This window comes from Virgibacillus sp. (genome assembly GCF_013393565.1).
GTDB classification, from domain to species: Bacteria; Bacillota; Bacilli; order Bacillales; family Amphibacillaceae; genus Virgibacillus; species Virgibacillus dokdonensis.
In genome coordinates, this window is sequence record NZ_JABXHF010000030.1 from 1 (window position 1) to 21,706 (window position 21,706).

The 21,706-nt window shown below is 34.8% G+C and carries 22 protein-coding genes and 3 pseudogenes; 20 read left to right on the top strand and 5 right to left on the bottom strand.

Annotated features, from left to right (window positions below):
• Nucleotides 1-319: 319 nt before the first annotated feature.
• The 6 genes from sirA to HLX49_RS08155 all read left to right on the top strand — a co-directional run bounded on the left by sirA (nt 320) and on the right by HLX49_RS08155 (nt 4,756).
• Nucleotides 320-766, top strand: a complete 447-nt coding sequence (gene sirA / locus HLX49_RS08130) for a sporulation inhibitor of replication protein SirA (protein ID WP_254844040.1) — start codon at nt 320-322, stop codon at nt 764-766.
• Between the two features lie 52 nt (nt 767-818).
• On the top strand, nt 819-1,040 hold the full coding sequence (locus HLX49_RS08135; protein ID WP_050352841.1) for a YneF family protein: 222 nt from the start codon (nt 819-821) through the stop codon (nt 1,038-1,040).
• A gap of 1,510 nt (nt 1,041-2,550) precedes the next feature.
• A complete protein-coding gene (locus HLX49_RS08140; RefSeq protein ID WP_077703849.1) occupies nt 2,551-3,255 on the top strand; it encodes a cytochrome c biogenesis CcdA family protein in 705 nt (234 codons plus the stop codon).
• 63 nt (nt 3,256-3,318) lie between these two features.
• The gene (locus tag HLX49_RS08145; protein ID WP_077703846.1) at nt 3,319-3,747 is read left to right on the top strand and encodes a Na(+)/H(+) antiporter subunit B; all 429 of its coding nucleotides are present in this window, start codon (nt 3,319-3,321) and stop codon (nt 3,745-3,747) included.
• A gap of 17 nt (nt 3,748-3,764) precedes the next feature.
• Nucleotides 3,765-4,136 (top strand): response regulator, encoded by a 372-nt coding sequence (locus HLX49_RS08150; RefSeq protein ID WP_077703843.1) that lies wholly within the window; start codon nt 3,765-3,767, stop codon nt 4,134-4,136.
• Nucleotides 4,137-4,273: 137 nt separating this feature from the next.
• Nucleotides 4,274-4,756, top strand: a complete 483-nt coding sequence (locus HLX49_RS08155; protein WP_077706896.1) for a CcdC family protein — start codon at nt 4,274-4,276, stop codon at nt 4,754-4,756.
• Nucleotides 4,757-5,015: 259 nt separating this feature from the next.
• Here the strand turns inward: HLX49_RS08155 and HLX49_RS08160 are convergent.
• A pseudogene (locus HLX49_RS08160) lies at nt 5,016-5,492 on the bottom strand (DUF2621 family protein).
• Between the two features lie 238 nt (nt 5,493-5,730).
• On the opposite strand from HLX49_RS08160, the gene HLX49_RS08165 reads away from it, so the two are divergent.
• From HLX49_RS08165 to HLX49_RS08195, 7 genes are all read left to right on the top strand, one after another.
• Nucleotides 5,731-6,849, top strand: a complete 1,119-nt coding sequence (locus HLX49_RS08165) for an ATP-binding protein (RefSeq protein ID WP_296361155.1) — start codon at nt 5,731-5,733, stop codon at nt 6,847-6,849.
• Between the two features lie 255 nt (nt 6,850-7,104).
• Nucleotides 7,105-9,819 carry an aconitate hydratase AcnA gene (gene acnA / locus HLX49_RS08170; protein ID WP_296361156.1) on the top strand — a complete coding sequence of 905 codons (2,715 nt, stop codon included), beginning with the start codon at nt 7,105-7,107 and terminating at the stop codon, nt 9,817-9,819.
• Between the two features lie 550 nt (nt 9,820-10,369).
• Complete coding sequence (locus HLX49_RS08175) at nt 10,370-10,951, top strand: TlpA disulfide reductase family protein (RefSeq protein WP_077703831.1); 582 nt, start codon at nt 10,370-10,372, stop codon at nt 10,949-10,951.
• An 89-nt stretch (nt 10,952-11,040) separates the two neighbouring features.
• Nucleotides 11,041-11,226, top strand: coding sequence for an FbpB family small basic protein (locus HLX49_RS08180; protein WP_077703828.1), 186 nt, complete (start codon nt 11,041-11,043; stop codon nt 11,224-11,226).
• A gap of 130 nt (nt 11,227-11,356) precedes the next feature.
• Nucleotides 11,357-11,581 (top strand): small acid-soluble spore protein Tlp, encoded by a 225-nt coding sequence (tlp, locus tag HLX49_RS08185; RefSeq protein WP_101933931.1) that lies wholly within the window; start codon nt 11,357-11,359, stop codon nt 11,579-11,581.
• 313 nt (nt 11,582-11,894) lie between these two features.
• Nucleotides 11,895-12,338, top strand: a complete 444-nt coding sequence (locus HLX49_RS08190) for an acyl-CoA thioesterase (RefSeq protein WP_101933930.1) — start codon at nt 11,895-11,897, stop codon at nt 12,336-12,338.
• Nucleotides 12,322-12,624: a hypothetical protein gene (locus HLX49_RS08195; protein ID WP_077703819.1), complete on the top strand. Its 303-nt coding sequence runs from the start codon at nt 12,322-12,324 to the stop codon at nt 12,622-12,624. The genes HLX49_RS08190 and HLX49_RS08195 overlap by 17 nt, the downstream gene beginning before the upstream one ends.
• Nucleotides 12,625-12,737: 113 nt before the next feature.
• Here the strand turns inward: HLX49_RS08195 and HLX49_RS08200 are convergent, their stop codons facing one another.
• From HLX49_RS08200 to plsY, 4 genes are all read right to left on the bottom strand, one after another.
• Nucleotides 12,738-13,037 carry a HesB/YadR/YfhF family protein gene (locus HLX49_RS08200; protein ID WP_101933929.1) on the bottom strand — a complete coding sequence of 100 codons (300 nt, stop codon included), beginning with the start codon at nt 13,035-13,037 and terminating at the stop codon, nt 12,738-12,740.
• Between the two features lie 15 nt (nt 13,038-13,052).
• Entirely contained in the window at nt 13,053-13,277 is a 225-nt protein-coding gene (gene yidD, locus HLX49_RS08205) for a membrane protein insertion efficiency factor YidD (protein ID WP_101933928.1), read from the bottom strand.
• Between the two features lie 17 nt (nt 13,278-13,294).
• Complete coding sequence (gene folE2, locus HLX49_RS08210; protein WP_296361157.1) at nt 13,295-14,230, bottom strand: GTP cyclohydrolase FolE2; 936 nt, start codon at nt 14,228-14,230, stop codon at nt 13,295-13,297.
• Nucleotides 14,231-14,607: 377 nt separating this feature from the next.
• Nucleotides 14,608-15,189, bottom strand: coding sequence for a glycerol-3-phosphate 1-O-acyltransferase PlsY (gene plsY, locus HLX49_RS08215; protein ID WP_101933926.1), 582 nt, complete (start codon nt 15,187-15,189; stop codon nt 14,608-14,610).
• 106 nt (nt 15,190-15,295) lie between these two features.
• Here plsY and HLX49_RS08220 point away from each other — a divergent pair, with 106 nt between their 5' ends.
• The 7 genes and pseudogenes from HLX49_RS08220 to HLX49_RS08250 all read left to right on the top strand — a co-directional run bounded on the left by HLX49_RS08220 (nt 15,296) and on the right by HLX49_RS08250 (nt 21,668).
• Nucleotides 15,296-15,478, top strand: coding sequence for a hypothetical protein (locus HLX49_RS08220; protein WP_141130720.1), 183 nt, complete (start codon nt 15,296-15,298; stop codon nt 15,476-15,478).
• Nucleotides 15,479-15,771: 293 nt separating this feature from the next.
• The gene (locus HLX49_RS08225; protein WP_077703807.1) at nt 15,772-16,839 is read left to right on the top strand and encodes an ABC transporter ATP-binding protein; all 1,068 of its coding nucleotides are present in this window, start codon (nt 15,772-15,774) and stop codon (nt 16,837-16,839) included.
• Nucleotides 16,832-18,355 carry an ABC transporter permease/substrate-binding protein gene (locus tag HLX49_RS08230; RefSeq protein WP_296361167.1) on the top strand — a complete coding sequence of 508 codons (1,524 nt, stop codon included), beginning with the start codon at nt 16,832-16,834 and terminating at the stop codon, nt 18,353-18,355. The genes HLX49_RS08225 and HLX49_RS08230 overlap by 8 nt, the downstream gene beginning before the upstream one ends.
• Nucleotides 18,356-18,510: 155 nt before the next feature.
• Nucleotides 18,511-18,927 (top strand): CoA-binding protein, encoded by a 417-nt coding sequence (locus tag HLX49_RS08235; protein ID WP_077703802.1) that lies wholly within the window; start codon nt 18,511-18,513, stop codon nt 18,925-18,927.
• Between the two features lie 587 nt (nt 18,928-19,514).
• Nucleotides 19,515-20,006: pseudogene (locus HLX49_RS08240) on the top strand (ATP-binding protein); the annotation flags it as partial.
• A pseudogene (locus HLX49_RS08245) lies at nt 20,002-20,121 on the top strand (enoyl-CoA hydratase); the annotation flags it as partial. The pseudogenes HLX49_RS08240 and HLX49_RS08245, both read left to right, overlap by 5 nt.
• Before the next feature lie 17 nt (nt 20,122-20,138).
• Nucleotides 20,139-21,668, top strand: coding sequence for an acyl-CoA carboxylase subunit beta (locus HLX49_RS08250; RefSeq protein WP_296361170.1), 1,530 nt, complete (start codon nt 20,139-20,141; stop codon nt 21,666-21,668).
• Nucleotides 21,669-21,706 lie beyond the last annotated feature (38 nt).

A 21,706-nucleotide genomic window follows, 5' to 3' on the forward strand; every position in this document is an offset into this window, starting at 1 on the left:
TGGGTTTGTGTTATTTGTTTATTGGTCATAAATTAATAATACATGAGAACAGGCCCTTTGTGGTCTGTTTTTTTGTGTATACACAAAAAAGCTGTTACACAATCAATTACCTGATTGTGCAACAGCCTCTTTTTTTACTCTAGTAAATAATTTTATTTATCTAAATCGAATATATTATAGTGATCGCCAAAGACAGACAAAAGAAGTGGTAATTTTCTTTAAAACCTGACAGTATTTTTAATTTGAAACACGTATAATAGGTGTATCTAATAAAATCCTGCATGATAGTAGGAAGATCGGAGAGATTATACCTATGCACATGTATTCTATATACCACTTAACTGAGGAAGTAGCTAAGAATTATTTCCATAAAAGTAGCTTATTATATCGGTTTTTTATGGAAATGAAATCTCAACCTAATCGTTCTGTTTTGCGCAGACAATTTGATTACATTACGTACCCTATTTGTTATAAAGGAATTTTGCTAACAATTCAACGTTTTAATTCTGCTAATTTATTTGTAAATATAGACAAGCATAAGGTTAGTATATATAATAAGAAGGCATGCATTTCTTTACATATTGGTGAAAAACAATTAAAATTTCATTGTGAAACGTTAGAAATTGCTGAGGAAATGCTATTTCCAATATTACGTAGTTATCAACCAATGCTTTTTGTCGTTGGCGATAATGTACAAAACTTTGGTTGGATAACACCAATTTTGGAATACAGTCAACCAGAACATAATGAGGCAATGTATTCCTAGTATTAATTTACTATACTGTTTTAAGAGACAACACGAAGGAGGAAAGCTTTACATGGACACAATATGGGTCGTATTAATCGCTGTAGCAGCGTTAATTATTGGTGTTGCTCTTGGATTCTTTCTTGCAAGAAAATATATGATGAATTACATGAAAAAGAATCCACCGATTAATGAGCAAATGTTACGAACATTAATGATGCAAATGGGTCAAAAACCTTCCCAAAAGAAAATTAATCAAATGATGCGTGCAATGAACAATCAGTCCGGGAAATAAAAACGTTGATATACCAAGGGTTCTAGCGGTTTTAGACGTTGTTATTCATTATCAAAAAGTGTGTTTGATTAATTTTATTAGCACTTTTAGTATTATTTTGGGTTAAAATTCCTTAAAACCACTTATTTCTGTGAAAAATTAAGCAGAAAAGGTGGTTTTTTAATATGACTCTTTACTAAATGTAGTAGTGTCCTCTATTGAAACGCAATGGAGTTCCTACAGTGTGCAAAAAATACACTTATTCTCCCTCTCTTTGTTATCCTAAAGTAAAAGTAGCAGAATTACTTTAGGTTGGGAAAATAGATAAATGGATAAAAACAAGTGATGAGAAGAAATTGGAGGAATGTTGGAATGGATGCGTGTTTCCAATATGGATGAATAGGCATTTCACCACGTAAGAAAAACGTTTTTACGTTGGGAACAAGAGATCTTACAATCTTTCATGGCTCCGTTATACCAAAGGCATCAACAATACAGTAAAGATTTTAAAGCGAGATTCACTTGGCACAAGAAACTTTGAACGTTTGAAGCATGAAATTTTATGGCAGCAAGAGGTGAAAAAGGTTCTATTTTGAGATACTCATTGCAGGGGAAATATTGCTAGACTCCTGTGGAAAAACGAGCGACCGAGATCGCACAGCGAGCTTTAAGAGGAGGATCGGGCGTTCGAAAAGCGAGTATATTTTCCTCTGCTACCTAAGAAAAAGTGATATTTTATGAAAAACGAGCTTTTAACAAGGGAAGACGACGTGAACATCATACCAGTCCATTTTACAGAGCTTCTTTAAGTTCGTATTGAGTTGCGGGACTCACCGAGCTAAACTTTGTGAAGTTTATTTTGACACTTAATTAAATAGGATTTCCTTTAAAGTTTCTTTGTTTTAAAATTAGCAATTGTTTTACGGACTCTTTTGTTGTGAACATAATAGTTTTCTTGGTTAAGATAATCTAGGAACCATTGTTTCTTTTTTAAGTACTTTAAGTTTTCTAATATATCTCCTCGTAATTTCTAAGTGATGGAGAATATAAATTGAACAACTATAGCAAAAATCAACAAATAAAATAAATTTTTCATAACTCCTCTCTGACTCTTTGCATTATATTATATTAATAAATTGCGTTCTTAGTGTTCAAGTCTATTTATGAGAAATTACCCTATATAAAATACGTTTAAACAAATGATTAGTTTCATTGAAGTTTTTATTAGAAGGATGATAAAAGGTTTTTAAGCGATACAAAACGGTGCCATTTAAAGCACAATATGTTCATTATGCATTGATATCATTAGCATCCTCTCTTCTGCTAAATTCTTTCTGATGAGTCTATATAATTTAATAATTAAGTAATACAGGTGATTGAGTAATCTATAAGCTCATAGAAGATTGGTTAAAATTTCATGAATAATTATGGTTTTTAAACGTTTTCACTTAATTGTCAAAAATGTTTGCTAGACATCAATTGCCAGTTTGATACAATAGACACATTGATTAGTAATAGAGGAGGTATACCTTTGTCGGAAATAAATATATTCATAGCTTTTGGAGCAGGTTTTCTCTCCTTTATATCCCCGTGTGTATTACCTTTATATCCAGCATTTTTATCCTATATTACAGGTATGAGCGTAAATGAGTTAGCTGAGGACAATAAAATGATGAATGCAAAAAGCATATTTCATACGGTGTTCTTCTTGTTAGGATTTTCTGCCGTATTTATTATGATGGGATTTGTAAGTTCAGGTATATCGGAATTTTTGCTTTTGTACCAAGATATAATTCGGCAAATTGGTGCTATAGTGATCGTGTTTTTTGGTTTAGTTATCGTTGGTATACTAAATTTTGATTTTTTAATGAAAGATCGAAAAATAAATTTTAAAAATCGCCCTGCAGGATTTATTGGCACATTTATTATCGGTCTAGCATTTTCCTTAGGATGGACGCCATGTACTGGCCCGATTTTAGGGATCGTATTATCATTAGCTGCCACAGAGCCTAATACCGGCATGATGATGATGATTGGATACATACTTGGTTTTTCAGTACCTTTCTTCGTACTATCATTTTTTATTGGTAAATTAAAATGGATAAAAAAGCACAGCTTAAAACTTGTTAAAATTGGTGGCTATGTCATGATTTTTATGGGGATCGCTTTGTTTTTTGATTGGATGACCGCGCTAACTTCATATTTAGCAGGATTATTTGGTTTTTATGGCTTCTAATGGATTTTTAACTTGTGATATATTACAATAAAAACTATAACTGCTATTAAAGGGGCAATACAAATGTACAAAACGAATGATCTTATTTTACGAACCACTGCATCTTTAATTGCCTTTATTCTACTGGGTTTTGCAGTGTATTTGTTATTGGCTGGACACAATTCTCCTGGTGGTGGATTTGTTGGAGGCCTTATGACTGCTGGTGCTATTCTTTTAATGAATATGTCCTACGGGTTTAAAGAAGTAAGAAAGGTGTTACCAATTAATTATGTGAAATTAATTCCTGCTGGCTTAGCAATCGCTGTTGGCACAGGTATTGGTTCTTTTCTTTTTCAACAGCCTTTTTTATCCCAAACCTATGGTTATTTTCACTTTCCTATATTTGGTGAAATTGAGTTAGCTACAGCCATGATATTTGATTTGGGTGTATACTTAACAGTTGTAGGTGTAATGATGACAATTATTTTATCAATTGCTAATGATACGGAGTAGTGAGGGGGAAATGTGGCATGGCAAAAATACTTGTAGTCGATGACGCTAATTTTTTGCGGGCTGCACTCGCTTCGATTCTAAAAAAGAAAAATCATGAAATTGTTGGAGAAGCAGAAAACGGCAAAGAAGCTGTGCGACTATATCAAGAATTGGAGCCAGATATTGTAATTATGGATATAACAATGCCTGTAATGAACGGTATTGAAGCTATGAAAAAGATTATTGAATTAGATCCTAAAGCTTCCGTAATTATGTGTTCGGCAATGGGGCAACAAAAGGTAGTTTTTGAAGCGATAGAGCTTGGGGCAAAGGATTTCATTGTTAAGCCATTTGACGATAATCGAGTCCACGATACCATTGAGCGTGTAATACATTTAAAAACGTATTAACACCACGTGACACTTGTTTCTTAATTATTAAATAATTTCCAAATGACGCTTTGTTTATTCGTCTATTACTTTTCCTCTCCATGTCACACGTAAACAAGTAAATTATTTAGGTTATGATGGGAGAAAGTGAATTGCACATGTTTTGGTTTATTGCAAGTACAGTTGGGGCAGCTATAATGGCAACTTCTATGATTTTTCTTCGATTAAAAGCAGCAAAAAGGCCGGCTTCTGTTAAGAAAATCATTCTACCACCACTTTTTATGAGTACTGGAGCGCTAATGTTTTTGTTTCCTATGTTTCAAATTAGTTGGTATCAAGTTTTAGAAGCTTTTAGTGTAGGTGTATTATGCTCCTTCTTTTTAATTAAGACATCCAAGTTTCAAATTCGGAATCAAGCGATTTATTTAATTCCGTCTAAAGCATTTGCTTTTATACTATTTAGTCTATTGTTATTCCGTATTGTTGTTAAGCTTGCTATAGGAAGTCATATATCTCTTGGTGAAACTAGTGGTATGTTTTTCCTATTAGCTTTTGGGATGATTTTTACTTGGCGCATAGCGATGCTTTATAAATATTTACAGTTGGCTAAGGAATTAAAAACTAAATTAAATAATTTTTAATCACAGATCACTATAGCCGTTATTTTCACTTAACTAATTTAATTTCAAATAAATTTTAGAAAGACTTGGCTATTGCCAAAGCCTTATGACGATAGCTCTAGTTTTTCTTATACTATAAACCCTGAAATTCTATATTTTCCAGTGTAAAAAACCGATCTTCCTCTTTATTGAAGGATAAGTCGGTTTTTTCCATTATAAGAGATTTATGGATAGTATTATGATAGATTTATTTCAAAACCATTAAGATAAATTTATATGGTTATAATTGATGTTTTTTCTTCCAATCCGAATTGTAATCATTATTGGATTGTTGAAAGAAATGTTCATAAGGTGCAGTATCAATTTGTTTTTCAGCTAATTTTTTTCGTAAAAATTTATGATCACGTTTGGGGGTAGCAATTATATACCCTTCAATTAATACATCTTGTGTAATTTTTTGTCTGCTTTTTGCTAAGGCAACTTCTCCAACTTTCCCGATAATCTTATGTCTTGCAACATCACGGAATAGTTCAGGAACAGGAGAAACCAACTCTTCTAAAAGTTGCTTTTCTTCATCATCCCACATATGTTTTGTTTTATTTACAAAATAAGTTTCCCAGTCCATTGTCGATTTTCAATCTTCCTTTGGCAATCGTTTAAGAAATTTACGAAACATGAAGTAACCGCCAATAGCCATAATTGCAATCATAAAAAAACCCCAAAAAATAATTAAGTAATCAACAAAAACCGACATCATACTCCTCCTCCCCTTCTTTTTTCCAAAATTTCGCAAGAATTTGACAAAATATTTAACTATTTAATTTATTTTTTCATTCACTTATAGTAATATTACTAATAATTGGATGTTTAAATACACGGTCAATTTCATTATAAGCTGAAAAATATATGGAAACAAGCGTCATACTATTAAAATTGAAGTCATATAATTATGTAACAGAAAGGAATTGTTGATATTTGCAAAAGAAGGGGGAAATATGATGAGGTACGAAAAAGAGATAGGAAATACCGATGAAACTATTCATTTAGCTGAACTGGAACAGATGCAAAGGGATAATCCTCAATTGTCGTCTCTATCGACATCTATGCTCACTTGGATAGAAGAAAATTGCCATGATATTATTTCCGTTTTGAATGAGGACGGTTTGTTTGTCTATACTTCCAAATCTGTCGAGCGTGTTCTTGGCTATCATCCATCCCAATTAATCGGAAAACCATGGTATACATTTGTATCTACAGAAGATATTGACTATATTAAAGAAAATTGTGACCGTTCTCCAGCGCTAAAGCGTTTTTATCAACTGAATGTTTTAAATAGTGCTGGAGAAGCCATTTGGTCATCTTGTACACTGACTAAAATGAAAGAAAAAGATACAGGCAGAACTTACTATCTTTCCATTATAGCAGATAAGCGAGATAAGAAAGAAGTAGAAGAAATAATGATTCAATCAGAGAAAATGTCTGTAGCTGGTCAATTAGCTGCAGGTGTTGCTCACGAGATTCGTAACCCTCTAACATCTTTAAAAGGTTTCTTGCAGTTACTGCAAGCGGGTGTACGGAAAGAAGAATATTACAATATTATGATAGAAGAAATAGAGAAAATGGAAACGATCACCTCAGAGTTGTTATTTATTTCTAAGCCATTAACTGAAACGAAGAAATTAGAATCAATTGATTCAATGATTCGTGATGTAATTGTATTGCTTGGGCCTCAAGCAAAAATGAAAGGAATCTTTATTGAATACGGTGGCTCAGAAAAAGATAAAATTTACTGTGATCGTTCACAGATTAAACAAGTATTAATTAACTTAATTAAAAATGCTATTGAGGCTATGGAACAGGGAGGAAGTATTCGAATCGTAACTAGTTCTTCCGACTCTCATGTAGATGTGTGCATTATTGATGAAGGACCCGGAATACCGCAAGAAATAATACATAAATTAGGTGAGCCTTTTTTCACTACAAAACAAAGTGGTACAGGACTGGGACTTATGATTACAAAACAAATTTTAGAAAGACATCAAGCGTTTTTAGAGGTAAAAGCAAATGAACAGATTGGTAGCACATTCAGGATTATTTTCCCAATACCAGCATGATTTTAAATAAGTCAGAGTATAAAAATTGAAAGCATAGAAGTGATCGTATAAACAAGTGATTGGAATAATATTATTTTATATAAGTTTTTCTTATCGATATGCATAATTTTTTACTATAAGCTTAAGAGGGTTGAATGGTTTGTTTTAAGTTGGTTTTTCTTATAAGATAGAGACAGTGAAAGGTTTTATATTGTAGATGTAATAACAAACGCTGTATTTTGATACGGCGAGCATGAAGAAGGAAGGGGTACACACATGGGGAAGAGCAATACATTAAATGCAAAAAAGCAATTTAAACTCAATGACAAAACGTACAATTATTATGAACTAAAAGCTTTAGAAGAAGCTGGTTTTGGAAAAGTAGCACGATTACCTTTTTCAATACGTGTGCTGTTAGAATCTTTAATTCGTCAACATGATGGGCATCAAATTAAAGACGAACATGTAGAAAGATTAGCAAAATGGGGGACAAAAGAGGGCGTAGGAGTAGATGTGCCTTTCAAACCATCCCGTGTTATTTTGCAAGACTTCACTGGTGTCCCAGCCGTAGTCGATCTTGCTTCACTAAGAAAGGCTATGGTAGATATGGGAGGAGAGCCTGGAGAAATCAATCCTGAAGTACCTGTAGACTTAGTTATTGATCACTCTGTACAAGTAGATCAATATGGTACTGCAAATGCACTAAAAGCTAATATGGAATTGGAATTTGAACGAAATGCAGAGCGTTATGAATTTTTAAACTGGGCACAAAAAGCATTTAATAATTACCGTGCAGTTCCACCTGCAACCGGGATTGTTCACCAAGTGAACTTGGAATATATAGCTAATGTCGTTCATGGTATAGAAAATGAAAATGGCGAATATGAGGCGTTTCCTGATACATTAGTAGGTACTGATTCACATACTACGATGATAAATGGTCTAGGAGTATTAGGATGGGGCGTGGGAGGTATTGAAGCAGAAGCAGGTATGCTTGGGCAACCTTCGTACTTTCCTGCACCTGATGTAATTGGTGTGAAATTTACAGGTAGTTTTCCAAATGGCACTACAGCGACTGATTTAGCATTAAAAGTTACACAAGTGTTACGTGAAAAAAATGTGGTAGGTAAATTTGTAGAATATTTTGGTCCAGGTCTAAAAGATATGCCATTAGCTGACCGAGCAACGATCTCAAACATGGCGCCAGAATATGGTGCTACTTGCGGGTTCTTCCCAGTTGATGAAGAATCATTAAACTATTTAAAATTAACAGGTAGGACTCAAGAACAGATTGATCTTGTAGAAAAATACTGTAAATTAAATAACCTCTGGTATTCACCAGATCAAGAAGATCCAAATTATACAGAAATTGTAGAAATTAATTTATCCAAATTAGAACCAAATCTATCCGGGCCGAAACGTCCGCAAGATCTCATTTCTTTATCTAATATGAAAAAAGAGTTTAATAAAGCAATAACAGCACCAGCTGGAAATCAAGGTTTTGGATTACATAAATCTGAATTTGATAAAAAAGCTGTTGTCGAACACCCTAATGGAAAATCTTCTGTAATGAAAACAGGTGCGCTTGCAATTGCAGCAATTACATCTTGCACGAATACGTCAAATCCTTATGTAATGTTAGGGGCAGGGTTGCTTGCGAAAAATGCTGTGGAAAAAGGTTTAGAAGTTCCGGAGTATGTAAAAACTTCGCTTGCACCTGGATCAAAAGTAGTTACACGGTATTTGGAAGATGCAGGTCTAACTCCATACTTGGATAAACTAGGTTTTAACTTAGTTGGGTATGGTTGCACTACTTGTATTGGTAACTCAGGGCCTCTACGTGAAGAAATCGAACAAGCAATTATTGAAAACGATTTGACCGTAGCTTCTGTGTTATCTGGAAACCGTAACTTCGAAGGACGTATCCATCCGTTGGTAAAAGCTAACTATTTAGCTTCACCACCATTGGTTGTTGCTTATGCACTTGCAGGTACAGTTGATATTGATTTGAAAAAAGATGCATTAGGAACAGATAAAGACGGAAATCCAGTATACATGAGTGACATTTGGCCTTCTATGGAAGATATTAAAAAACAAGTAGAAGCAGTTGTCCAACCAGAAATTTTCCGCAAAGAGTACGAAGATGTATTTAGTTCCAATGAGCGTTGGAATCAAATTGATACTACAGATGAACCACTGTTTGAGTGGGATAGTGAGTCTACGTATATTCAAAATCCTCCATTTTTTGAAGGGTTATCGAAAGAACCAGGTATTGTAGAGCCTTTACAGAATTTGCGAGTTGTTGGGAAGTTTGGTGATTCTGTTACAACAGATCATATTTCACCAGCTGGAGCAATTGCAAAAGATATGCCGGCAGGAAAATATTTGCAGGATAAAGGTGTGTCACCTCGTAATTTCAACTCATATGGTTCACGTCGTGGAAATCATGAAGTGATGATGCGTGGTACCTTTGCAAATATTCGAATCCGTAACTTAATTGCACCAGGAACAGAAGGTGGATTTACAACATACTGGCCAACAGAAGAAGTTGTGCCAATCTATGATGCTGCCATGAAGTATCAAGAAGAAGATACTGGTCTTATGGTGATTGCAGGTAAAGACTATGGAATGGGCTCTTCTAGAGATTGGGCTGCAAAAGGAACAAATTTATTAGGAATCAAAACAGTTATTGCTGAAAGCTTTGAGCGCATCCATCGGTCAAACTTGGTTATGATGGGAGTTCTTCCTTTACAATTTAAGCAAGGAGAAAACGCTGATAAATTTGGCTTAACTGGAAAGGAAACCTATCATGTGGCAGTAGATGAAAGCGTAAAACCTCATGATTTGGTTAAAGTAACAGCAGTTGATGAATCTGGTAAACAAGTAGAATTTGAAGCTATTGCTCGCTTTGACAGTGATGTAGAAATTGATTATTATAGACACGGTGGTATTTTGCAAATGGTGTTACGTAGCAAGCTAAGCGTTATTTAACAAAGAACAAGAGGAGATTGAGATCTCTGCCTATTTATTTTATTGGCAGAGATCTTTTTTAATAAGGTAAGAAACAACCATGGCTCGCCAAGAGTGCGAGCCACCATCTATCATGAAAAAACTTTTGCTTTAAAATGTTTAGTTTCTTAAAATACTGTCTAAAATAAATGAATTAGATAAGTGTAAAAAGAGTTGTTTTTCATATAAAATTATAAAGTGAGGTGCTAGTAGATAAGGAAATAACTGAACAGCCATGTCGGGCTCCATCGCCCAGCAACTAAGTGACTTCACGAATCGCCCTACGATATCATCATCTGTTTTTGTGGCATGATTTCTTTATCTTTAGTTGATTCGTTCATAATATTTCTCGTTTTTCCTGTAGTATAAAAATATCACGTGTCTTTATATTCTAAAGATGTTAAAATGGGTTTTAGTTGACTATACAATTATTTAAGATTTTTATTAATTTGGGTAAATAATAGTTATTGGTAAACGATACATATAGCCGGTGATAGATAATGAATATGAAAAAGGACAAGGGGAAATTTTTATGTTAAAGAGGATAGTAGGAATTTCAATCATTATTGCCTTAGCTGGCGGTGTGTTATTTAATTACGTACAGCAAAAGAAAGAATCGGAAACAACAAAAGAAAATGCATACAACGTAACTGGAGATACAGAAGGTGGAATGATTTCTTCGGTCAAAAATCCACTTGACGTCGGCGAGACTGCTCCAGATTTTTCACTAAATACATTGGGTGAAAAGAAATTACAACTCTCAGAATTACAAGGGAAAAAGGTAATACTAAATTTTTGGGCAACATGGTGTCCTCCTTGTCGTAAGGAAATGCCCGCCATGCAAGAGTTTTATGATCATTTTAAAGATGAAGTAGAGGTAGTAGCTATCAATTTAACAAAGAGTGAAAGCAAAAAGGAAGATGTCGCGGCTTATATTGAGAAATATGACTATACATACCCAATTCCTCTAGATGAAAAAGCGGAAGTTAGAAGTGCCTATAAGGTTGTAGCTGTACCAACCACTTATTTTATTGATCAGGAAGGAAAGATTGCCAAAATACATCCAGGACCAATGGATTATCAATTTATGAAAAAAACGGTAGCAGATATGTAGGCCCAAGTACAGGGGGAAATTGCCTGTACTTCATATGTTTATTCCCGTCTATATATTGCTGTAATAAAAATAGTAATTCGGTGTATACAATGATTCTGAAATGGGTAACCTGTTTTAAAAAGGAGGAGATCCCCATTTCTCTTAAAAAAAACCGAACATTTAATGATTTGTTGCAGAAAAATCGCCAATCTATCTTAGAAGATCAACGTTTGATGGAAAAAATCGAAGAAAAAATAGAAGCAAAACATAAGCATATTCAACAAAAGAATGCATAAAAAGTCACGTAACCACTTTTTAAATGGTTACGTGACTTTTTTTAAAATAAATGGAAGAATGGTATAGATCTATTTTAACTAGGCAAACTATAAACGAACGGAAATATTAAATAGAAAAGGGGGCAGAGATATGTCAGATCAATATCGTCCTAAACCTGATGATCGAAGTGACAATGTAGAAAAACTGCAAGATATGGTCCAAGATACGATACAAAATATTGAAAAATCACATGAGACCATGCAATTTTCTTCTGGTAAGGAGAAAGAAGCTATTCAAGAAAAGAATAAGCGAAGAGAACAAGCGATTGAAGGTATGCGCCAAGAAATTAAAGATGAATATAAAGACCAAAATTAATGTTACTTTCTTCCCCTCCCAAGTACAAATTGTTGTATTTGGGGGGAATACCTCGAATGTAAGACGTTGTAAGGCTCCCACTTTAAGATAACAAGTTTAAATGGTATCTTCAGCTAATACACTTATCCTATGAGATAATGCGTGAAGAATGGAAGGTGGCAAATTCACTTTATAGAATACTAAGTAGATTGATTCTAAACGAGTGTCCTTGATATTAAGCTTTGTTACATACGTTAAAACTTGCTAGAAGAAGGATTCTTGAAAATATGTTAAGCTATATAAAGAAATAGTTTTTAATAGGAGGAATCCTTCATTGTCAAGTATAAAAACACCAATCGAAGTACGTTATCAAGAAACAGATCAGATGGGAGTTGTATATCATGCTAATTATTTAGTGTGGTTTGAAATTGGAAGAACGAAATTTATTGAATCATTAGGGTTAAAATATACAGAAATGGAAGCACATCAAATCGTTTCGCCTGTCACTAACGCAAACATTCAATTTAAACACCCAATTCGTTACGGGGAACAAGTAACTGTTGAAACGTGGCTAGAATCTTATAATGGCATACGTACAGTCTACGGTTATTATATATTGAATGGGCAAGAGAAAGTTGCTGTTAGTGGGACAACGGAACATGTTATTGTGAATAAGCACACGTTTCGTCCGCTATCGCTGAAGAAGACCTTTCCAACCTGGCATCAAGCATATAAAAGTCAATTAAAAGGAGAAAAAGAAAGTGGCATTCGGCATTAGTCGTCAAGAATTAAAGTATTGGAAGCAAAAAGTAAGGGCAGGAGAAATTGCTTTTTTAACCCATTTTTGGTTGGATCATCGTTTTCCCAAATGTACAACAGTAACGAAAGCAGGTTGCAAAGATATACAAAAATTAATTGCTTGGGGAAAGAAGTACAATTTACAGCCGGAGTGGATTGATCAAAAGGCTGATTTTCCGCACTTTGATTTATTTGGAGAAAAGCAAAAATACATATTGGAAAAAGAAGACGAGTGGGACCAAATAGAACGATTCCAATTACTATAGTTCTTAAAACAGCTACAATTGCATAGAAAGTCTTCAACACTCACATGTTAAAAAATTGGAAATAAGTGTACTTTCTGTTTTCCTTTAAAGAGTATGAAAAAAGAGCTTATAATCTAAGCTCTTTTTTCATAAGAAATTTCTGGTTCTTGTTTTTTTCTGCTAAACTTAATTTTTAAATCATTATCTTCAAAGTACCATGCATCTTTTTCTTCGACATAAAAAGTAATGTTGTCTATTTCTTTAGCAGCATGTACCTCCTCAGGTGCATCCTTACTTACACCTAGTGAAAAACCTGGAATATTACCTCCAAATCCTCCATATCTGACAAAAAAGCGAATGTAGTTGTCATTGTCTTCTAAATCTAACTCATGCTTATACCATTTCGCTGCTTCTTTACTTATCTGTATCTCCATGGTGACAGCTCCTTTTCATTTCTTTTTCTTTTCAGGCACCAGATCAATGCCACCTGGATGAAAAGGGTGACATTTGCTAATCCGCTTTACTGTTAGATAGGTACCTTTAACAACACCAAATCGTTTGTAGGCTTCGAGTCCATATTCAGAGCAAGTAGGGAAAAATCGGCAACTCGGCGGTTTAAAGGGACTAATAGCATTACGGTAAAATTTTATCAAACCGATAAAGATATATTTCATAATAACCCTTCTTTACCTCAAATACCCTTGGTCTTATCATAAGTGATTTCAGCAATCGCATCGTGCATATGAATAGACTCTTCATTTTGGCAAGTTACTTTAAACTTTTCAATAAATGGCGTTTCATATAAATCAGCAGCTATTAAACGAACCATATCTTCGACAAAACGCGGATTTTCATATGCTTGTTCTGTGACAAATTTTTCATCCGTTCGTTTTAAAATAGGATGTAATCGAGCGCTTGCGTTACTTTCTGCTGCCTCAAGTAAGACTTTTTTCCAATCAAGATCTTCTTCTTGATAATCATCACTAACTCTTATTTCCATTGTAACATTACCTCGCTGATTATGAGCGCTATATTCACTTATTTCTTTAGAGCAAGGGCATAGTGTAGTAATGGATACACCTAAAGATAATTGAATATGGAATCCTTTTGTTTCGTGGTATTCCATTTTAATACTCGCATTAGCGTGATTTAAGCCAATAAGACTTGTGTCAGGGGCTTGTCTTTCAAAAAACCAAGGGAAGTTTACTTCTATTGTTGCATCTTGTTGTTCAACTCTTTTGGCCATATCTTTTGTGAACTTCTTTAATAATTCTAGGTCCGTAGAGAAACCATTTTTTTGGTAACTTGCTAGTTGCTCAATAAAGCGACTCATGTTTGTGCCTTTGTTCGTTTGTTTTAAGCTGGAAGTTAATGTGAATTCTGCGATACTTGTTTGTGTGTACGGTGGCATGAAACTATATATCAAAATAGGGTGTTTTACCTTTGTAACCCCAACCGCATCTAGATCAAATAAAAAATCTTTTTTTGTATTCTGTAAATCCGCCATATGCATTTTATCAACAGGTTTTGTTTTTGGGGCAGGTTTTACAGAACCAAATAGTTGATGGCGCTTTTCTTTAGAAGGTAATTGTTTTACTGGAAAAGCCTTTGCTTGATGTTTCATCATATTGCCCCCTTTCTCTATATTGTTAAAGTATACGTTACGACGTAATGATAATCAATTTTTAGGTTTTATTTCTTAATAAGAGTTTTTTATCTGCAACCAGTTTAAATAAAAGTAAGTAAATGCCCTCCTTTATGTCTAAATAAAGCAAGGGCACATCTATATTGAAAAGTTTTACAAAAATATTCTATGATACAAAAAACGATAAACGATAAATTTTGCATAAACAGTAAATGACATGCTAAAGTTCTTTAAAACAAAGTAAAATGCATTTTACAAAGTAGCTACAAAGAAACGTTATTTTTCAAGTGTTCTAGCTATGTTTTTTTCTTTATAAGTTGCAACAAAGTATAGAGTATTAGATGATCATGTTATGTAGTTTACATCCACGTAATTTTTGGCTCTGTTTTGTTCTTTATTCGCCTTAAATTTTCCCGATGTCTATATATCACAAAAATAGTTAATAGTGATGTAACAATAATTAATCCTGTATTTTGAAAAATAAAAGAAAGAATAACCGTTACGAAGCCAGTAATAATGGAAGAAAGCGACACATATTTAGAAATATACAAGCTAATAATGAAAGTTGATATCATCAATAAAAATAATAGTGGATTAATACCTAAGATGATTCCTGCAGACGTCGCAACTGCTTTTCCACCTTTCATTTTAGCAAAAATCGGGTATGTGTGACCAATAACGGCGAACAGTCCAATAATAAGTCTGTGTACATCAGCGTCAAATATTAGGGGGATGAGTGTTGCTGCAGTCCCTTTTAAAATGTCAGCTAAAGTTACAATGATTCCAGCTTTTATACCTAATACACGAAAGGTGTTAGTTGCCCCTAAATTTCCGCTTCCATGCTGCCGTACATCTTTGTTATATCCAACCTTACCAACAATAAGCGCTGAAGGGATTGAACCAAGTAAATAGGCTATAAAAGCAAACAGAATAAATTCCATATTTTATTTCCCCTACTTTCCGTATATGATGTTAATTATTCCAGATATAGGGTGCTGCAAGACTCCGAACTTCAAAACTCAGAAGATACGGGCTAAACAAGTATGAGTGGAGATAACAGCACCTAAATTCCATGTTCGTTTAGAGCCCTTAGGACATATCCTTGGACTACTAAATAAATTGAAGATTTTACCGCACTACAATTATTACAACGAAGTATATTATAGTGGTTATGATGAATACCATGCAAACTTACAAAATTTATTAGTGCTGTTCTTTATTTTAGCATGAAGTTTAGAAATTAAGAACAGTTAATTCATATACTAGGTTTCTTCGTTTTGTATAAGGGGTATTACATAAGCATTGAAATTCTTATTTAAACAATCATATGATTGTATACTGCTATATGGTATTGTTTGTGTTTGAGGCTCGCTTTAAAAGATGACAGCATTCATACTACAATAATTATAACCAGTAGACAACTAGACAGGTTATAACTAGCTAAACGAAAAATCCAGCTAAGAAAGAGGAACCCTTCTAACTGAACGTAGATCACAGTTATTATATATATGGAGGCTTGTTTTATGATTGAATTTAACCAAGTTTACAAAACATATCCAGATGGAACAGAAGCTGTAAAAGATATTTCTTTTCAAGTCGAAAAAGGAGAATTTATTACTTTAATTGGCCCAAGTGGTTGTGGTAAAACAACAACAATTAAAATGGTTAATCGACTAATGGAACCAACTTCAGGTGACATTTACATAAAAGGAGAAAATATTAGGGCATTTCCAATTGACCAGTTACGGTGGAATATTGGTTACGTACTACAAGAAATAGCTTTATTTCCTCATATGACCATAGAAGAAAATATCGCAGTTGTTCCTGAATTAAAAAAATGGGATCGACGACGAATTCGAAATCGATCTAAGGAACTATTAGAGATGGTCGGTCTTGATCCATCCATGTATAAGAAAAAACTGCCAGTCGAACTTTCTGGTGGTCAGCAACAGCGTATTGGAGTTATTCGTGCTTTGGCAGGTGATCCGGATATTATATTGATGGATGAGCCATTTAGTGCCTTAGATCCGATCAGTAGGCAGCAATTGCAAACAGATATCCAAAGATTACAACAAGAAGTGAAAAAAACCATTTTGTTTGTTACCCATGATATAAAAGAAGCAATGGCATTAGGGGATCGTGTTTGTTTAATGAATGAAGGGGAAATTGTACAGTTTGATACACCAGACAATCTCGTACGTCACCCGAAAACTACATTTGTAAAAGAATTCACTGGTAAAAGTCAGTCACCTTGGGAGACACCTGTGGAAACAATTGCTTCTTCTGCAAGAAAACATATATTAAGCCGAACTGCTTTGAAACAAGGAGAATATGATCCTAACCTACTATATATAATAGAGGATGAAAATAATAATTATGTTGGTATGGTGAAACAAGGTAGGACGATGGAAGGCATACAACTACAACATAATCTTCCTTTATCAGAGGTGGTCCATATGACAGAAGAAGTAGACCAAGATTTCTTCCCAATAGTAAAAGAAAATAAACTTGTTGGAGTGTTTCAATTTAGAGATATGGTTGCGTATTTAAAAGATCAGTCCCTGTTTGCAGGGGGATCAGAAGATGAATGAGTTTATAAACGCATTTCAAAACCGACAAGGAATGCTTGCTGAAACTATTTGGGAGCATTTGCAAATATCACTTATTTCTTTAATTATTGCTATTTTAATTGCCGTTCCTTTAGGGCTCTTGTTAACAAGATTTCCTAAAATAGCTGAACCGGTCATAGGTCTTACAGCTATTTTACAGACTATTCCAAGTTTAGCGGTGTTAGCATTTTTAATTCCTTTTTTCGGTATTGGAACGCTACCAGCTGTTATCGCTTTAACTGCTTACGGTTTACTGCCAATTTTACGAAATAGTTATACTGGGATTAAAGAAGTAGAGCAAGCTTATATTGAAGCAGCAACTGGCATGGGGATGAATTCTTATAAGCGGTTAATAAAAGTTGAACTACCTATTGCGATGCCAGTATTAATGGCAGGAGTTCGGACATCTATGGTTTTAATTGTTGGAACAACTACATTAGCCGCTTTAATTGGAGCTGGCGGTTTAGGAGAAATTATTCTATTAGGCTTAGACCGTGGAGCTGATGTTAATTTAATTTTATTAGGAGCTATACCTGCCGCTTTACTTGCAATTGCACTCGATGTCATTTTACGGTGGTTTGAAAGAGTTTCTAAGAAAGCAGGCATTAAAACGCTGTTAGTTATGTTACTACTTGCTATATGTATTGTTATCGCTCCATTCGTTATCGAAACGGAAGAAAAGGAAGACATCGTGATCGGTGGGAAATTAGGGGCTGAGCCCACTATTTTAATGAATATGTACAAGCTCTTAATAGAAGAGGGAATGGATTTAAACGTTACCCTAAAGCCAAATCTTGGAAAAACAGCATTTGTGTTTGAGGCATTGGAACAAGGAAGTATTGATGTTTATCCTGAATTTACAGGAACAGCCATTGTTACTCATTTAGAAGAAGAGACAACTAGCCAAAATGAACTAGAAGTGTATCAACAAGCCAAAGATGGAATGGAAGAGGCATTTGATATGGCATATTTACAGCCGATGGATTATAATAATACGTACACCGTTGCAACGACAAAAGAAATAGCTGATCAATATAACTTGCAAACAATGGAAGACATTAAACAAGTAGAAGAACAGTTGATTGCAGGATTTACATTGGAATTTAAGGACAGATACGATGGATATGTTGGAATGCAGGATGTTTATGAGCTGGACATTGCAGATGTTAACACAATGGATCCTGGTTTGCGACAGGAAGCATTAACATCGGGTGAAGTTGATCTCATTGATGCATATGCAACAGATAGTTACATGGAAGAGCTTGGTTTAGTTGCTTTAGAAGATACGAAAAATTTATTTCCTCCTTATCAAGGTGCACCTCTTTTACGTAACGATACGTTAGAAAAACAACCTGGACTAGAGCAAGTTTTAAATCAGCTTGGAGGTAAAATAACGGATAAACAAATGAGGGAAATGAATTATCTAGTGGACTATGAAGATCAGTCACCTGAAAAAGTTGCTAAAGATTTTTTAACAGAACAGGGATTATTACAATAACGGGAAGCCTCTCGCCTAATTGTCTGCATCACTAAGGTGTGACTTAAAGAATGCTTACAAAGAAGACCATTTAGGTGCTGTTACCTCTTCATTTCTCGTCTCAGCAGGAATCTTATAGCAACTTATTTTTGGGATAAAATGAAGGAGGTCATTATATGACTTGGGAAAACCCAACAAATGAAGAACTGAAGCAGATTCTAGCTACCGCTAAAACAATTGCCGTTGTTGGATTATCAAATAATCCAGAACGAACATCTTACCAAATTGCTAAGATTATGCAACAAGAAGGGTATAAAATCATTCCTGTAAACCCCACTGTAGAGGAAGTTCTTGGGGAAAAAGCCTATACGTCGTTGTCAGAAGTACCTGATTCAATAGATATTATTAATGTGTTTCGCAAACCAGAATTTTTACCTGAAATTGCAGAACAAGCTGTAAAAACAAGTTGTAGGGTTTTTTGGGCTCAACAAGGTATTGTTAATGAAGAAGCATATCATTACTTAAAGCGTCATGGCTTTACTGTTATTATGGACTTATGTATTAAAGTAGTCCATGCTGTGTTGGTGAAATAATAGGTAGAATAAAAGGGTGACAACAACATGTCATCCTTTTGTTTGTGTAAAGTCTTTTTTTACTAAGGGCAAAAAGACTTTGTTCTCTAAAGATTATCGTACAACTCATAAGCGAAGGAAGAATAAGGGGAATAATCTCTCTCCATAGCATTTTAATATATACTTCTTTTATATTAACGAGTGTGGACAAAAACCTTCTCAATGATTGGGGGAGACAGCGATTTAGCATGTTTAAATGAGAGTCATTCTTGCAATATGAGCAACTTGTCTCTATAGTATAATAAGTAACGGGGCTTAAAATAGGAAGATGGAAGGCAGTTAAAATCATGAATGCTTCATAGCAACGAATTAACCGTTACATTAAAATAAGAATAGTTTTCCCAACTTTTATTATGGAGTAATAAATTTATAGATATGTTCAAATTGAAATGTTATTTCTAACTCTTTTCTCTAATTACAATAGAAGTGTGCTATTTATAATATAGTATGAAAAGACTATTTACCAGCGAAGTAACTTCTTTCTTCTTTACATATGCAAACGTTCGTTCTAATATAGTACATACAGAAATGAAAGGAGCAGGTACGGCGTGACAAAACAAGCTAATTCATATAGTGATGACTCGATTCAAGTGCTAGAAGGCCTTGAGGCTGTACGAAAACGACCTGGAATGTATATTGGAAGTACAGATCTTCGAGGATTGCATCATCTTGTATTTGAAATAGTAGATAATGCGGTAGATGAGGCCTTGGCTGGATTTGGCGATGTCATTAAAGTAATGATACATAAGGATAATAGCATTTCCGTAACAGATTATGGACGAGGAATACCTACAGGCATGCATCGTTCAGGAAAACCAACTCCTGAAGTTATTTTTACGATTTTACATGCAGGAGGTAAATTCGGGCAAGGCGGTTATAAAACCAGTGGGGGTTTACATGGAGTTGGTGCTTCAGTAGTAAATGCTTTGTCAGAATGGCTTGAAGTAACGATTCATCGAGATGGGCATAAATATTTTCAGCGATTTGAAAATGGAGGTAAACGTGTTGGAACGTTGGAGAAAAAAGGAACGACGTTTAAAAACAGGTTTGCTTATTGAAAGATTAGGCTATCAGCAAACAATTCCAACGAAAGATCGAATGGAAGGGTTACACGCCTTTCGTGAGAAAAGACTACCGAAATATGAGGGGAACTAAATGGGAGGCTAAATACGATGACTCATAAGAATATATATGATGAAAAAGTAGCTACTATTAAGAGTGGTGGACAAGAAAAATATCATCGTAAAAATGAGGAAAAAGGTAAGTTGTTTGTACGTAAACGGTTAAAAAGGTTATTAGATGAAGATTTAAATATAGAAGATGCTTTTTTTGCAAATTGCATGGATGGTGCACTACCATCTGATGGTGTGGTTACAGGGATTGGGAAAATAAACGGCCAATCCGTTTGCATCATGGCAAATGATTCTACGGTCAAAGCTGGCTCATGGGGAAAGCGTACCGTGGAAAAAATCATTCGAATTCAAGAAACTGCTTTATCACTGGAAATTCCCATGATTTATCTAGTAGATTCTGCTGGTGCGAGAATTACAGATCAAGTAGAAATGTTTCCTGGAAGAAGAGGTGCCGGACGAATATTTCATAACCAGATAAAATTATCAGGTCGCGTCCCGCAAGTATGTCTATTGTTTGGACCTTCTGCAGCAGGAGGCGCTTATATCCCTGCTTTTTGTGATATTGTCGTCATGGTTGATGGAAACGCTTCTATGTATTTAGGTTCACCACGAATGGCAGAAAAGGTTATTGGCGAGCAAGTTAGTTTAGAAGAAATGGGTGGAGCTAACATGCACTGCTCTGTTTCGGGGGTTGGCGATGTGTTAGCAAAGTCTGAGCAAGAAGCCATTGCATACACGCAAACTTACTTAAGTTATTTTCCAGCCAATTTTAGGCAGAAACCAAACATAGAAGAAGCAAAAGCAACAAAACAACTGAAAACAACTATTTCTGACTTAATTCCAGAGAATCAAAATGCTGCTTTTAACATGTATGATCTTATTGATCAAATTATAGATGAAGATAGCTTTTGTGAGATAAAGAAGAAATTTGCGCCTGAACTAATTACGGGTCTAGCAAGAATAGACGGACGGTCTATTGGTATTATTGCCAATCAGCCAAGGATGAAAGGCGGTGTCTTATTTCCGGACTCAGCGGATAAGGCAGCCAAATTTATGCAACTCTGTGATGCATTTAATATCCCACTGTTATTCTTAGTAGATGTACCTGGATTTATGATTGGGACAAAAGTGGAACGCGCTGGCATCATTCGTCACGGAGCAAAGATGCTCGCGACAATGAGTGAAGCGACGGTTCCTAAGATCTCTGTTATCGTGCGGAAAGCATACGGAGCTGGATTATATGCTATGGCAGGACCAGCTTTTGAACCAGATTGCTGTTTAGCCTTACCTACTGCTCAAATTGCTGTTATGGGACCTGAAGCAGCAGTGAATGCCGTATATGCGAATAAGGTTCAGGAATTACCGGAAGATGAGCGACCGGCCTTTATTAAAGAAAAGCAGGCAGAGTATAAGGAGAATATTGATATTTACCGCTTAGCTTCAGAAATGGTAATTGATGCAATTATTGATCCAGAGAAGTTGCGAGAAGAATTAAAGACACGCTTTTCTATCTATGAATCAAAAAATGTAACATTTACGGAAAGAAAACATGGTGTATATCCGGTATAGAGAATTTAAATATAATGAACGCTCAGCTAATCCATAAA